Annotated in this window: 9 protein-coding genes; 5 read left to right on the forward strand and 4 right to left on the reverse strand. The window is 71.0% G+C overall.

Annotation, left to right across the window (positions count from 1 at the left end; translation table 11 throughout):
- The first annotated feature begins 53 nt into the window (after positions 1-53).
- From IT371_02645 to IT371_02655, 3 genes are all read left to right on the forward strand, one after another.
- Positions 54-3467, forward strand: coding sequence for a hypothetical protein (locus IT371_02645; protein ID MCC6746526.1), 3414 nt, complete (start codon positions 54-56; stop codon positions 3465-3467).
- Positions 3468-3503: 36 nt separating this feature from the next.
- On the forward strand, positions 3504-4928 hold the full coding sequence (locus IT371_02650) for an outer membrane protein transport protein (protein ID MCC6746527.1): 1425 nt from the start codon (positions 3504-3506) through the stop codon (positions 4926-4928).
- Between the two features lie 227 nt (positions 4929-5155).
- Positions 5156-6847, forward strand: a complete 1692-nt coding sequence (locus IT371_02655; GenBank protein ID MCC6746528.1) for a sigma 54-interacting transcriptional regulator — start codon at positions 5156-5158, stop codon at positions 6845-6847.
- 31 nt (positions 6848-6878) lie between these two features.
- Here IT371_02655 and IT371_02660 read toward each other — a convergent pair whose 3' ends face one another.
- Positions 6879-8081 carry a PEGA domain-containing protein gene (locus tag IT371_02660; GenBank protein ID MCC6746529.1) on the reverse strand — a complete coding sequence of 401 codons (1203 nt, stop codon included), beginning with the start codon at positions 8079-8081 and terminating at the stop codon, positions 6879-6881.
- Between the two features lie 40 nt (positions 8082-8121).
- Complete coding sequence (locus tag IT371_02665) at positions 8122-9510, reverse strand: hypothetical protein (GenBank protein ID MCC6746530.1); 1389 nt, start codon at positions 9508-9510, stop codon at positions 8122-8124.
- Between the two features lie 44 nt (positions 9511-9554).
- Between IT371_02665 and IT371_02670 the strand changes: the two genes are divergently transcribed.
- The gene (locus IT371_02670) at positions 9555-11255 is read left to right on the forward strand and encodes a protein kinase (protein ID MCC6746531.1); all 1701 of its coding nucleotides are present in this window, start codon (positions 9555-9557) and stop codon (positions 11253-11255) included.
- A gap of 8 nt (positions 11256-11263) precedes the next feature.
- Here the strand turns inward: IT371_02670 and IT371_02675 are convergent, their stop codons facing one another.
- Positions 11264-11887, reverse strand: a complete 624-nt coding sequence (locus IT371_02675) for a hypothetical protein (protein ID MCC6746532.1) — start codon at positions 11885-11887, stop codon at positions 11264-11266.
- 217 nt (positions 11888-12104) lie between these two features.
- On the opposite strand from IT371_02675, the gene IT371_02680 reads away from it, so the two are divergent.
- Positions 12105-14066, forward strand: a complete 1962-nt coding sequence (locus IT371_02680; GenBank protein MCC6746533.1) for a hypothetical protein — start codon at positions 12105-12107, stop codon at positions 14064-14066.
- A gap of 24 nt (positions 14067-14090) precedes the next feature.
- On the opposite strand, the gene IT371_02685 is transcribed toward IT371_02680, so the two are convergent.
- The gene (locus IT371_02685) at positions 14091-14471 is read right to left on the reverse strand and encodes a hypothetical protein (protein ID MCC6746534.1); all 381 of its coding nucleotides are present in this window, start codon (positions 14469-14471) and stop codon (positions 14091-14093) included.
- Positions 14472-14579 lie beyond the last annotated feature (108 nt).

A 14579-nucleotide genomic window follows, 5' to 3' on the forward strand; every position in this document is an offset into this window, starting at 1 on the left:
CCCCATGCCGGCGGGCACTCCCGCAGGCCCCAGCACGTTACCCGGCGGCCGCAGTGCGACGCCGCGCCGGCGCGATGTTGCTCTCGCTCGCCGTTGGCGCGTGCGCCGCGCCGCTCGAAGGGGCCCCCGCCCCCTCTCCGGACGAGACCACCTTCGGCCAGAAATTCTTCACTATCGCGTGCCAGCGCGTGGCCTACACCTCCAGCCTGGCCGCGGGCACCATGGATCCGGACCGACCGGTGGACGTGTCCGGAAGCCGCTACCGCCTCGCGTGCCGGTACGGGCCCCGCTTCCTGCCGCCATGGGCCGCCGAGAGCGACCCCAAGGTGGCCGTCCTCATGGAGGCTCACCGTCCCTTCGTGCAGGCGATCGACCTCGTCTTCCCCGGCGACGAGCTGTCCGACCTGCAGGACTACATGGTCTCCATCCTGCCCCTGACCGACAGCGGGGCGTTCCCCGACCTGGTGGCAAAGACCTCCGACGTGCTGCGTCTCGCCGAGCAGGACGAGGAACTCACGCGCGCGATCGCCCGCCTCAGCGAGCACATGGGCTATCGGCCACGGGCCGTGGCGCTCGGCGCCGTTCGCGAGCTCGTGAGCTACCCGAACATCCGCGAGGTCCTGAACGCGCTGCTCGCCGTCGTCGGGGAGCGCGGGAAGGGGGAGCCGGCCTTCCGGGACCTCATGGCGGGGCTGAGCCTCGAGCTGCGGACGCTCCGTCGCGTGGACGATCCGGCGTCGGGGACGCGGTACCATCCGGGCGCGAAGGACCGACCGCTCCGCGTGCTCCTCGATCTGCTCTTCACGCAGAACGCCGCCTTCGGCACCGGCCGGCCCCGCTGGATCGTGCGCCGCGACCACCGGGGCGTGGCGCAGGTGCGATCCGACCCGGCTGCCCCCGCTGTCCCGCCGCCCTTCGTGGATGCGGACAAGGACGGGCTGGCCGACCTGGATGTGCACGGGCAGCTCTCGGTCGCGTCCGGGGTGCCGCCGCAGCCGTTCCAGCACGACCTCCGGCAGGCCGACAGCGCGCCGGGGCGCGACGCGCAGGGGCGGGCCGTGGACCCGGGCGGCAAGCCCCTCTTCGAGTACCTGGACCTCGACACGACGCTCATCGGCGCGCTGGCGCGGGATGCGGTCTCGATCATGGATCCGGACAAGGACATCCCGGTCCGGTTGCTCATGGCGCTGGCGACGGTGCTCGGAGAGCGCCGCGACGTGCAGAAGAAGGGCGAGGACAGCGAAATGCTGGCGTATCGGGGTTTCGCAACCGACAGCTCGCCCCTCCTCGACCTGGCCCACGCGGGTCTTCAGGTGCTGCGTGCCTCGTCGATGGACGACACGCTCCAGCTCGGCCGCGCCCTGCTCTCCACCTACGAGGGCCCCACCGCGCGACTCGTACGGGAGTTCCGCAAGGCGATGGAGATCGCGTCCAAGCACCCCGAGGCCAAGCTGGAGCCGGGCTCGATGGTCTTCGACGAGCTCCTGCTCCTGCTGCGCAAGATCCTGGACACGCCGGGACTCATGCAGGACATCTTGCGCGCGCTAGGGGACCCCCGCGTGCGCCCCGTCGGCGCGATGCTCGCGAACTACATGAAGTACCGCGACGTGCAGATCCTCAATCCGAGCACCCAGGCCGTCGCGAACCCGGTGTTCCGCGACCTCGTCGACCGCAAACAGCCCGACAGCTCGACCAACCGGAGCATCATGCAGCGCCTCTTCCACATCATGCATGACTCGAACGGCATGCAGATGTGCAACAAGGACGGCGCGGTGGTGAAGCTGGCGGTCCTCGGCGTCGACCTCGCCGGTCCCTTCAAGGCCTGCGACCTGTTCGAGGTGAAGAACGGCGCGCTCTTCTACACGCAGAGCATCGCGCGGCAGCGCGACGGCAACGGGAATCTTACGAATACCTCCAAGGCCTCCTTCCACCTGAAGCTCGACAAGATGCCCAGTCTGCTCCGCAGCGTGATCAACACCGTCGGAGAGGACCGGGTTCTCGGCATCATGACCGGCGTTCAGGGGTGGGGTGTGCATCCCACCCCCGGGGGCGTCAATCGGATGATGTTTCTCGACCCGCCCCCCCTGGCGGTGAGCGACACGCAGGATCCGGCGGTCTGCATCGACGGGCATCGCCTCAATCGCGAGCACCAGGGGTCGCTCCTGGCCTGGGAGGTGCCGCACCCCGGGTTCTCTTGCAGCGCCACCGAGCCGTGCATGTTCCTCGACGCCTTCAGGCCGCTCGTGCAGGCCTTCGCCGACCACGGCGCGGAGCAGCTCCTCGTCGACAGTCTGGCCCTGCTCCACCGTCACTGGGCGACGAAGGAGAGCAAGGACCATCAATTCACGGCTCCCACGCAGCGGAACTTCAGCTTCGGGAGCGCCTTCGTGCGCTACGAGCCGCTGTTCGTGCAGATCCTCGAGCAGACCGACCTGTGGCCAGCCCTCGTGGGCTTCGTCCCCATCCTCAACGGCCTCACCGTTTCGGGGGGACGGTCGGGGACCGCCGTGCTGGTCAACCTCCTCGCCGACCTGACCGACCCGCGACGGCTTCCGGGGTTGAAATACCGGGGCGGCCAGGCCGTCGCGTACATGTCCGACGGCAAGACGCCCGTGCCGGGGGGAGTGTCGGCTATCTATCTTCTCGCTGACGCGCTGTCAGCCGCGGACAGGGCCTTCACGCGGGCCGAGCAGCGCGGTGACCTGACGATTCGCGAGGCCTGGCGGGAGTCCACGAAAAATCTCCTCGACGTCTTTCTGGCCGTCGAGGAGCAGTCCGGGACGTATCGGTTCCGCAATCGGCGCATCGTGCCTGCCGCGACCGTGTTGCTCGACTTCTTGCGCGGGCGGCTCAAGGTGCACGGCAAGACGGGCGACCTCCATCAGTGGCTCGGCCAGAGCTTGCCGGCCGACCTGGAACGCTGGCTGAGCAGCCCCGTGGTGGCGGCCGCGGCGGACCTCATGGGCATCGTCCATCGTGACGCGCGGGCGCGCGGGGCCATCTACGGTCTGCTTCGGTACCTGGTGGACGAGATCAACAGCACCCAGTCGTTCAACGCCTCGCTCACGGCGCTCGCCGATCTGTTTCAGTTTGCGCTCGACGACGCGGACCTCGTCCCCGTCGCGCGGTGGCTCGGTCGCGCCGCGCAGCCGGAGGCCGGCCTGATTCCGGCCGCGCTGCGCTTCCTGCGACCCGCCGTCGAGCTCGACCGCAAGGGGGTCTTCACGCAGCTTCTGCGGAACGCCTACAAGGAGCAGGCTCCGGGGCAATCTCCGGTGCAGACGCTCCTCGACCTGTGCGCCGAAATGCACCGGAAACAACCGGGCCGCGGGACCTCGTACAGCGGGGAGGACTTCGCCGAGGCGTTCCGCGCGGCGAGGGAGTTCGTGGGGAGTCAGGAGACCGGGCTGGCGAAGTTCTTCGACCTGGTGAAGAATCGGTGTGGAGGGCCGTGCACCGAGGAGTAGTCGCCCGGTACGTCTCGGCCGAGGACCGCCCAGCCCGTGATCATCCTCATAGGTCGACGTTCGCGCTGGCTCGCCTTCCTGGCGGCGCTCTGGCCGAGCCTCGCGCAGGCGGGGGGGTTCTTTCTCCCCGGGCACGGGGTGAGGGGCCTCGGACGCGGCGGGGCCTTCGTCGCCGGTGGCGATGACGCGGGGGCCATCTGGTACAACCCGGCGGCCATCGCCGGCCTGCGAGGTGTCCACGTCCTCGTGGACGGGACGCTGGTGCTGCAGAGCGCCACGTACACGCGCGTCGACTCGGGCGGAAACCTCCTGCCGAGCGTGCGGAACGAAGGCCCGCTCCTGCCGATTCCGACCCTGGCCTTCGCCATGCGGGCGTTCCACAAGCGGCTGTGGATCGGCGCCTCGCTGAGTGCGCCCACCGCCGCGCTGCCGGCCTTTCCTCGTCCGAGCTACGACGCGTGTCCGGCCGGGGCGCAGCCCGTGGGCTGCCTGGACACCGCCCACACCGACGCGCCGCAGAGGTACTCGCTCATCTCGTACAAGGGGACGCTCTTCGTTCAGCTCGACCTGGCGGTGGCTTTCCAGCTCCTGCCGCAGCTCGCAATTGGAATCTCCCTTCAAAATCAGGTCGTCGGGCTCTACACGCTCAAGGCCGCCACGAGCTACAACGGCGCGCTGAGCAGCGGCCCGGAGGATCCCGAGTTCGACACGCTGACGCAGACGCGGATGCTCGGGTTCGTGAACCCCTCGGCGAAGGTGGGTCTGAAGTACCAGCCTCACCCGAGGGTGAAGCTGGGACTCGCGGTGCAGCTTCCCGTCTGGGTGCGCGCCGCCGGCGCCGTGGACGTGCAACTCCCGGCCAGCCCGCTCTACTCGCGTTCCTCGGTGGAGGGCACCGACGGACACATCACCGCCACCTTCCCGCTCATGGTGGGGGCGGGGGTGGAGGTGCGGCCCATCCCGCGGCTGCGCCTCGAGCTGGATCTGCACTGGGAGAGCTGGTCCATGACCGAGCGGCTCTCCTTCGTACCGGACGACATCTACATCAGCAACGTGCCGGGCATCGGGCGCTACAAGGTCCCCGAGATGGCGGAGGTGCTGCACCTGAGAGACGCGCTTTCGGTGCGGCTGGGGGTGGAGTACTTCATCCCGCGGGCGCCGGTGGCGGTGCGCGCGGGGTACGTCTTCGAGAGGGGCGCCGTGGAGGACGCGTACGCCTCCGTGCTGCTGCTCGACCACAACAAGCAGCTCTTCACCGCGGGTGCGAGCCTGACGCTGCGCGGCTTTCGCCTGGATGCGCTCTACGGGTTCGTGCTCGTCCCGTCTCGCGAGGTGGATCATCGAGATAGCCGAGCGCTGCAGATCAACCCCATCAGTCCCGCCGGAGCGGTGGGGGTGGGTGGCGGGCACTACGAGACGGCGTCGCACCTCCTCGGGCTCGGGGTGAGCAAGGCTTTCTGAGCGGCTGCGTCGCGGGCGCTTCGGCGGCGCCGCCGCTATGGTAAGCTCCTTCGCAGGGCGACGCGGCGCGGCCGTCGTCCCCCCACACAGACAAGGATTCGGAGGGCCGTCGGGTGCCCCGCGACGACGAAGGCGTAACGATAAACACGCTCACCTGGACCGACACCGTCGAGCGGGAGCCCGCGCGGCGCGTGTCGCTGCTCGTCTTCCACCGCGATGGGGGGCAGATGGTGCCGCTCGAGCCGGACCACCCGGTGGTGATCGGGAGGTCGCGCCCCTCCGACCTGCCGATTCGGGATGGCAGTCTGTCGCGCCAGCACGCGCGCTTCGAGCTCCTCGAGGACGCCGTCTGGGTGGAAGACCTCGGCTCCACCAACGGCACGCGGGTCAACGGCAAGAAGATCCATCGCGCGAAGCTTCGCCTCGACGACGAGGTGAGCCTCGGGGGCGTGACGGTATCGGTGCACGTGCTGGCGCCGGCAGCGTCCGAGCCGCTAGGTATCGAGGGCCACGACCGCTTCATGCAGGCGCTCGAGGACGAGCTCGTTCGGTCGCGCACCTTCGGGCGGGGGCTGGCCCTCCTGATGGTCCAGACCGCCAAGCCACAGGATGGACATCTGTCGGTCTGGTGCCCGCGCGTCCGGCAGCTCCTTCGTCCCGTGGATCGCATCGCGCTCTACGGGCCCTCGACGGTCCTCATCGCACTTCCCGAGGTGGGCCAGGCCGAGGCGGTTCGTCTGGCGCAGGCCACCGTCGAGCGACGCGACAAGCGAGAGCCGGCCTTGATCTGCGGCCTCGCCCTCTACCCCGGGTCGGCCGCCTCCGCCGAGGAGCTCCTCGCCCAGGCGCGGCTCGCGGTCCAGGGGGCGAGGGCGAGTCAGCCCGTCCGCCTGGCCGAGGTGGCCTCGCCCGCTCTCGCGGCAGAGCAGGTGGGCGACGGACCCGTGGTGCTGGATCCTGAGATGAAGCGCGTCGCGGAGACCGCTCTGCGGCTCGGCGATTCCGTGATTCCGGTGCTGATCCAGGGCGAGACGGGGACGGGCAAGGAGGTCGTGGCGCGCATGATCCACGAGGCCGGGCGCAGGCGGCGGGGGCCGCTACGGTGCATCAACTGCGGCGCGATTCCGCAGCAGCTCATCGAGAGCGTGCTCTTCGGCCACGAGAAGGGGGCGTTCACGGGGGCGGTCTCGCAGAGCAAGGGGCTCTTCGAGGAGGCGGACAAGGGGACCGTGCTCCTCGACGAGGTGGGCGAGCTTTCTCTCGCCACGCAGGCGGCGTTGCTGCGCGTCATCGAGAGCAAGCGCCTCAGTCGCGTCGGCTCGACCAAGGAGCTCGAGGTGGACGTGCGAGTGCTTGCGGCGACGCATCGGGACCTCGAGGAGATGTGCGAGCGGGGGACCTTTCGCTGGGATCTGTTCTACCGCCTGAACACGATGACCGTCCGCTTGCCTCCACTCCGCGAGCGGGCTTCGGAGGTCTTGCCGCTGGCGCGGCACTTCATGGCTCTTGCGAATGCCGCGAATGGGCGCCGCATCCAGCGGATCGACGCCGCGGCGGAGGCGCTGCTCCAGGGGTACAGCTGGCCCGGCAACGTTCGCGAGCTTCGGAACGTGATCGAGCGCGCCGTGGTGATCGCTCAAGACGGAGTGATCGGCGTGGACGACCTCTCCGAGCGGGTGCGAAAGGCGACCGAGCCCCGCGGTGGCCCGGCCCTCGAACCCGTCGACAGCGCCGCGGTGGACCTCAAGGCGAAGCTCAAGCGCTACGAAGCGCAGCTCATTCTGGACGCGCTGCAGGCCCACGGCTGGAACCAAACGGACACGGCGAAGGCGCTGGACATGCCCCTCCGGACGCTGGTGCGGAAGATCCAGCTCCTCGGGATTAGGAAGAAGTACGAGCCCGGGTCGGGCGGCGCGTAAAGGCGGCCCCGGGGCACCCCGTGGGGGGCCCTCAGGGGAGGCGAAGACGCACGGGCCGGTCGGGATCCGAGGGAGTGCTGCTCCCACCGCTCACCGCCAGAGGGACGGCGATGGCCACCGGGGCGGCGACGCCGACCACGAGGGCCCATACCCACCAGGTTCGTCGGAAGAAGCCCGGGCGGCGGCTGCCCTCCTCGGGCCGCTCGGGGGTCGGCCCCGGGGCGAGAAAGCTGGCGAGCTCTCCCGCCGCGCGGTCGAGCTCCTCGGGGGGCGTCGCGGGACCAACCCGGCGAGCGCCCGACGGTCGCGCCGCGTGGGGGGACCAGACCTCCACCTGAGCGCCTCCGTCGCTGGCCGAGACGAGGGCCACGCCGGCTCCTCCGAGGACCGCCGCCGCCTGCGCGCGGTTTTCGGCCTGGGTCTCGAAGATCGTGGCGAGCTCGGTGGCCGGCCGAGGCTCGAGCCGCGCCTCGAGGTGCGCCGCGTTGCGGAACCGGACCCGGTCGGTCCACGGGCGGTAACAGGGGGCCTCCAGGCGAAGGTAGTGCTCGCCGTCGGAGGTGGCGCGCAGGGTCAGGGGGGTCACCCCGCTCGGGGCGCCGTCGAAGAGGATCTGCGCCCCCGGCGGTACCGACCGGATCACGACGTCGATCGGGCGGCGCGCGCTCCGGGCGCGAGAGAGTTCGGTGCGAATCGCGGGCGAGAAGGTGTCCGGATCGGGTGAAAGGCCCGGGTCGTGCCCCACGGCGAGACGGAAGTGGTGCCGGGCGCGCTCGCTATTCCCCTCGGCGTGGGCGAGCGCGCCGAGGAGGAGCTGGAGCTGTGCTAGTTCGCGCGCCACGAGGCCTTCGCCCGCGGTGCGGTCCACGACGGCTTGCGCGCGCTCGAGTTCTCGACGGAGCTTGGTCGTGCTCAGGGCGACGTAGAGCGAGACGGCACGCCCGAGGACCTGTCGGACGTCGTCGCCGGAGCGCGTCGTGCGCCCCGAGACCGCGCCACGGGCCACGGGGACCAGGGTCGCTCGTCGCCGCTGGGCGACGCGACGCAGGAGCTCCTCGGCCGCCGCGGAGGCGGTCGGCTCGCAGCAGCTGCCCTCGCGCACGACCCAGATGCGGTCCTGACCCGGCTGGCTGCCGAGGCCCGAGGGGGCGCTCCGCGGCGAGGTCGTTGCGCAGCCGGCGTGGGGAAGCGCGGCGCAGAGCAGCAGCCACGCGAGCAGGCCGGGGAGGGGCACGCGGCGTGCGATCGCCGGTCGGCTCGACGGAGCCCGGCGGTCAGCGCGCCTTGAAGATGAACGCATCGCCACGGGGAGTCCCACCCTGCTGGCCACCGACGGCGAGTACCGTACCGTCGGGGAGCGAGGTCAGAGTCAGAAAACGGCGTTCGGATCCCAGGTCAGCGCCGGCCACGGGGCGCATGCGCCCCGCCTCGAAGACCTCGGCGAGCGGAGTCGAGGCACCACCCGCGACGAGCGCCCCCCTGGGTAGCGGTGCGACGGCCAGGTCCACGTGGTCGGCGGTGAGCGCCAGCGTTTGCCAGCTCCCTCCGCGGTAGAGCGCCGCACTGCGTGAGGCTCCAGGCCCATTTCCGCCCGCGACCAGCACCGAACCGTCGAGGAGCGTGGCGCCGGCAGCGCGCGCGCGAGGCGCGGGGAGGGGCGCGACGCCGTGGTTCCAGCTCCTCGCCCCGCCGTCGTAGAGGCTCGCGTCGTCGAGGAGGCCCTCGGCGGCGTTCGGTGCGGGTGGCTCCTTGCTCCCGCCGGCGATGAGGAGCTTACCGCCCGAGACGAGGGCGGCCACGTGATCGCGTCGTCCTTGGTTCGGGCGCGGGGCCGGCCGGACGCTCGGGGCCGACAGGTCGATGACTTCCGCCGACTCGGGGGGCTTCCCCTTCTCCTCGGGACCGCCTACGACGAGGACGGTGCCGTCGGGGAGAGCCGTCGCGGTGTGGCCGGCACGTGGCATGCTGAGCTGGAGCTCCGCTTCAGAACCGCGATCGGGATGGTAGAGCTCGACGCTGGTCAGTGGAGTTCCATTCTCCCCCCCGACGATCGCCACGCGATCGCCGACCCGAGCCGTAGCATGATGCGTGCGCGCCCGGCGGAGATCCTTGAGCCGCGTGAAGCGTCCCGTCTGGGGGTCGTAGAGCTCGACGCTGGCGAGCACGCCCTGAGCTCCCGTGCCGCCGGCGATCAGGACGCGGCCGTCGGCGAGCGCGGTGGCGGTGTGGCCCGAGCGCGGCTGGGCGAGCTGCGCCTCCAGCGCCGAGAAGCGGTCCACCCTGCTGAAGAAGATCGTCACCGCGTCCGGGGTCGTGGCCGTGACCGCGAAGGGAGCGGTCTGACCCGTGGAGAGGACGGTTCCCGTCGCGTCCAGCCCTTCGAGTCGGAGGACGCGCCCCGCCCCTAGCGGGAGCGCCGGCAGGAGCACTTCGCCCGTGCTGCGGGGGGCCTCTACCTTGGATTCGGTCATGCCGACGCCCGTTGCGGTGAGGCGCACGCGCACGACGCCTTCGAACGGGTTGGGCGTCGCCGGTGTGCGCAGTCGAACCTCCAGGTAGACCTTCCCAGGGGGCGGAGCCGACGATCCGCAGGAGAGGGCGGCGCACATCGTGCCCACCAGCCCGAGGAGCTGGCCGGGTCGGCTCTGCGTGTAGTCGGTCACTTGCGGTATGATAGGTTCAGGGTTCCGGCCGGTCAATCGAGCTCATGGCTTCTCCCTCGGTGGGCGCTGCAACGCCCTCGCCGTTCGACGCGACGCCCAGCACGCCGCTCGACCTACCCGCGCGCTTCGGCCGGTATCGGCTGACGAAGCTCCTGGCCTACGGGGGCATGGCCCAGATCTACCTGGCCAAGTCCTTCGGCGCGGAGGGTTTCGTGAAGCCGCTGGTGATCAAGCGGCTGGACCCCGCGCTCCTCGTGAACCCCTACTTCACGAATCTCTTCGTGAACGAGGCGAAACTCCTCGTCACGCTCAGCCACGGCAACGTCGTCCCCGTCTTCGACTTCGGGCGCGTGGGTGCGGACCTCTACATCGCGATGGAGTACGTTTCGGGGACGTCGCTCCACGAGCTCCTGCAGACGCTGCGGAAACGCCGCGAGCGCCTCGATCCGCAGCTCGCGGCGCACGTGATTGCCGAGGTGTGCAAGGGACTCGACTACGCTCACCGCAAGACCGACGATCGAGGCCAGCCGGCAGGCATCATCCACCGCGACGTGAAGCCCACCAACATCCTCCTCTCCCGGGAGGGCGAGGTGAAGATCGTGGACTTCGGCGTGGCGAAGCTGGCCGGGCGCGCGGACACCTCGGGGCGCCTGACGGGCACGGTCTCGTACATGTCGCCCGAGCAGGCGCTGCGCGCTCCCGTGGATCACCGGACGGACATCTTCTCGACGGGCCTCGTGCTGCACGAGATGCTGGCCGGACGCCGGACCTATCCGGGGAACGACCCGCGGGAGGTGCTCGCCCTGGCGCGCGCGGCCGACGTGCCGCCGGTGCCCGAGGCCGCGCCCGAGGAACTTCGGGCCATCGTCGCGCGGGCTCTGCGTCGAGAGCCCGCGGCGCGCTACGCGTCGGCGCACGAGATGCTGCAGGCCCTCGAAGGCTTCCTTCTGCGGGCGAGGTCAGCCCAGGGTGCGGGAGACGCGGGTCCGCTCGGAGCGCGGGTGGCCGGGTTGCTGAAGGAGGTGGGGCTCGAGCCCGAGCGAACGGCGTCGGTGCTGCCCGAGGTGCGGGAGGAGGAGCCCCCCGACGATGGGGGACCCGAAGAGGTTTCCGGACTGGTGGAGCTGCCGGGCCCGGCCGACCTCGAGGTGATTCGCGCCGCGGCGGAGACCTTCCACTCGGAGTTCCTGACCCGAGTGCTTCAGGAGGACCCGTCCGGGGCCATCACGCCCGCGCGACGCCGGTGGCTGCTGCCGGTCGCACTGGGAGGCGTACTGCTGTTGGCGACGTCGGTGGGCCTCGTCGTGCGCTCGCTGGTGCGGTCCGCCCCGGACCCCGTCCCCACCGCGTCACGCGCGACAGCGCCGCGGCCCGTCGCTGTGGCGAGCGCGTCGTTACGTCCGAGGGCGGCGCAGCCGCCGGATGGCGCGGTGGCAGAGGTGCCGGCGGGGAGACGCCCCGGGAGGCCGTCTGACGCGGGTGTGGCGCGCGCCGTGGTGCGACCGCCGAGGCCTCCGCGCGCCGCCTCGGCCGGCTTCGGGTACCTGAGCCTCAACAGCGTCCCATGGTCGGAGGTGACCATCGACGGACGGAAGCTCGCGCGACCGACCCCCGTCCTCTCACTGAAGCTGGCTGCGGGGACGCACACCGTCGAGCTCGTGAACCCGGAGCGGAGTCTGCGACGCACGCTCAGGCTGCGCATCGCGAAGGGGAAGACGCTGCGCAGGGTGATCTCTCTGCGCTGAGGCGCTGCTCACCGCTTGGCGGTCGAACGTTCCAGCTTCGTGATCGCCTTGTCGAGTTTCTTGGCTGCCGCTTCGGGAAGCGCGGCCCGCCGAGGTTGAACCGTGGAGGTGAGACGCTTCACTGCGTCCGCGGAGCCTTCCACCGCCGGAGCCAGTGCCGTGACCCACTTGGGGAGGTCCTTGTCCTGCACGCCCGCGAGCAGCCGCAGGACGGTTCCGAGGAGCTTGCCTCGGTAGTTGGCGTTCAACCCGCACAGCGAGGCCAGCGCGGAGGCGCCGTGCAGGTTCCCCTCCTTCGCGACCCCGAGCAGGTACTCTCGCTCCGCGAAGACCTCGGCCGGCTGCACCGGCGTGAGGAGGACGAGCCCCTCGAATCCAAGCTCGGCGATGCGCTTCGTCGCGTCGCGGCTGGCGTCGAGGAAGTCGTTCACGAAGCTCCCCAGGAGCTCCGGCCTGCGGCGGGCGACCTCGACCAGGATTTCGGCGCAGTCCACGCGCGCCTTGGGGGTCCCTGTCCGCAGCCCCTCGGCGATGCTGTGCAGGAGCGCCGGCATGTCGATGCAGCGCTTGACCATCTCGCCGTTGGATTGCTTGTCACCGGTCGCCGACGCGAGTTCGTCCAGAATGCCCATTTGCATCTCCAGGTCCCGACGAGTGCCCCACCCCGTGGCGGGGGGGCGCCCCAGCCTAGCAGAAACCGCGGCGCCGTTGAAACAGCCGTAGCGGGCGGGGCCACGCCGTCGCGTGCGGCGGGGCCCGCGCGCTTCCGTCGGCGGGGCGAAGCGGCGCGCGTGGCATGGACGCTCCTCCCGGGGGGCGGCTATGATGCCCCCGGCGATGCGGCTTTCCGTGACATTGTGTGGCGTCCTCGCGCTCGGCTGCGGCGGAGCCCGCACGCCGGGAGCGGACGGTGGAGGCGATGCGTCCGGCGCAGTGGATGGGGCGCAGGGCCGGCGGGACGGTCGAGGCGATGCGTGGCGCGAGGCGGGCAGAACGGACGCGCTTCGGGACGCCCAGTACGGCGAGGGGATAGGGGACATCGGCACCGTGGACGCCGCGCTCTCCGCGGGAACGGCGCTCTACGTGGTCACGAGCGACTCGGACGCGTTCGGGCTGCGCACCGTCTCGACCGACGGCCGCGGGACCCCCGCGCCGGTTCCCGGCTTTGCCGGGCTGGTGGACTTCGACGGGCTCAGGTTGGCGTCGCTGCACGGACTGCTCCCGGTCCGGCGGGATCTCGCTCGTCCCGACGGAGAGGGGCCCTTTCGCGGGATCCGGCTGCCCGGGACACTGGGCACGCTCTACTACTTTCACCGCAAGCTCACCGGCACCTCCGGCCTCCTCGTGATCACTCCAGGTGGGATTCTGCGCGTGGTCCACGAGGCGGCAGGCGTGTACGCGGACACGTTGGCCGAGCACGTGGCGCTCAGCCTCGATGGCCGTGTGGGAGTCGCCGCGCAGAAGGGTGATCGCGTGGTGCTCTTCCGGACCGACGGGCAGCCACTGCCCGGCGGAGGGAGCTCCCTGGTACTGCCCTCGGCGGTGGCGGTGAGCAGCCTGCAGGCGCGGTCCCTGACGGTCGTCGGAGGCTGGCTCTACGTCGTGGGGCAGACGGACCGCGGCGCGGCGACACTGCTGCGGGCGCCGCTCACGGGCGCCGCTCCTCTCGAGGAGGTGCTGGTGTCGCGCGCGCGAGGTCGGGCCTCGGCCTGGATCGGCGACCAACTGGCCGTGAGCGAGGACGAATCCCGCCTGCTCGTTCCTGCTGGTGCGAACGCCGGGGCGGCCGATCTCTTCGTGGTCGAGGTTGCCACTGGCCTGGCCCGCCGGGTGACGCCCAGTGCGGGAAGCCTCGCCCCTCGGGGGGAGGTCTTCGGCGCCGAGGGAGGACAGCTGGCGCTGTCGCCCACGGGAAAGGCGCTGGCCTACGTGAAGGAGGTGCAGGGGAAGCCGGAGCTCTTTGTCGCGCCGACCCAGGTGGGCGGCGCTACGGCGCAGCTCAGCGACCCTGGTCGCTTCAAGGACGCCGTGGTGGCCTTCGTCAACCTGTGGTTCCCCGACGACGCCACGCTGCTCTTCATGGCGGGGGCGGGCCCGGGGCGCATGGATCTCTACCGCTGGGAGCTCACGAGCGGGCGGCTTGCCAACCTGACCGGTTATGGCTCCATCAAGGCGCCGTTCGACGGGGCCGGTCGCTTCGCCCCCCGAGGGGCGTGGACCAGCCCCGGTCGCACGCACTTCTACTGGATCGAACAGGACAGCCTGACGGGGGCACGAGACCTGCGGGGCCTTCGACTTCCCGGCGGGACCCCCTTTCCGGTCACGAGCCAAGCCTACGTGGCGTCGACCGGTGGCAGCTTCGTCCACTGCGCGGCCTCCGGGGACCTCTACTTCGTCGCTCAGCCGCGGGTCGCAATCTATCAGGAGGAGGTGTTCCACCTCCGCCTGGAGCAGGGGGGGAGCGCGACGCGGCTCACGAGCCTCGCCCACCCGAGCGGCGCGTCGTGGATCGTGCGCGACCTGACCTTGACGGAGGACTGCGGGACGCTCGTCTTCTCGGCGGGTGGCCATCCGGAGCTCCGCTACCTATGGAGGCTGTCGCCCCCGTCGGCGGGGCCGGCGCGCGCCTTCACCGCCGTGCCCCGCTACGTTGCGGACACGCTGCGCTTCACCGCCGATGGTCAGACGGTGGTTCACGCCTCTGGCGGGGCAGTGGACCGCACGACGCTCAAGGCCGTGCAGCTAGGAGGCGGCACACCGACGACGCTCGACCCGCAGGGAGGGGTGGTGCACCTCTTCGCCGTGTACTGAGGCGCCGGGCGCAGCCGCGCCGAGCTACCAGGGCAGGAGGAGTCGCTTCACGTAGGCGCCGACCTGATCGCCGAAGGTGTGGCACGGCACGGGCGTTTGGGTCACCCCGGCGCCCGTCGTGGGCGTGTGGCGCTGGCACCCGTGTGCCCGGGTCCCGAGGACGAGGTCCACGAGATTCGGCGGACGAAGCCATTGCGGCTGGGGCTCCTCGAGGAGGCGGACGGTGAGCGGCCCTTGGCCGCCGCCGAGGATGCGCAGGATCCCGTTGCCTCCCTGGACCACGCGGAGGCCGGGGTCGCCTCCGACGACGCGCCGAAACGCGTCGAGGGGGGTCTTTGGACCGCCGTCGGCATGCGCGAGATTCACCCCCACCACGGTGGACAGGATCAGAAGGGCCTTGGTCATGGCGGAGAAGACGAGCAACCGTCATGCCACGCCCCGCGCGAAGAAATCCGCAAACATCACGCGACGTGGGCCGGCTCGTGGGGCGTGGGGCGGTCACCATGAGGACCG

Source organism: Deltaproteobacteria bacterium (genome assembly GCA_020848905.1).
Lineage (GTDB): Bacteria > Myxococcota_A > Polyangia.

Excerpts from the sequence above, each read along its gene's own strand:
- IT371_02675 (MCC6746532.1), bottom strand. The coding sequence starts at position 11,887 with ATGGGCATTCTGGACGAACTCGCGTCGGCGACCGGTGACAAGCAATCC.
- IT371_02670 (MCC6746531.1), top strand. The coding sequence starts at position 9,555 with ATGGCTTCTCCCTCGGTGGGCGCTGCAACGCCCTCGCCGTTCGACGCG.
- IT371_02655 (MCC6746528.1), top strand. The coding sequence starts at position 5,156 with ATGGTGCCGCTCGAGCCGGACCACCCGGTGGTGATCGGGAGGTCGCGC.
- IT371_02685 (MCC6746534.1), bottom strand. The coding sequence starts at position 14,471 with ATGACCAAGGCCCTTCTGATCCTGTCCACCGTGGTGGGGGTGAATCTC.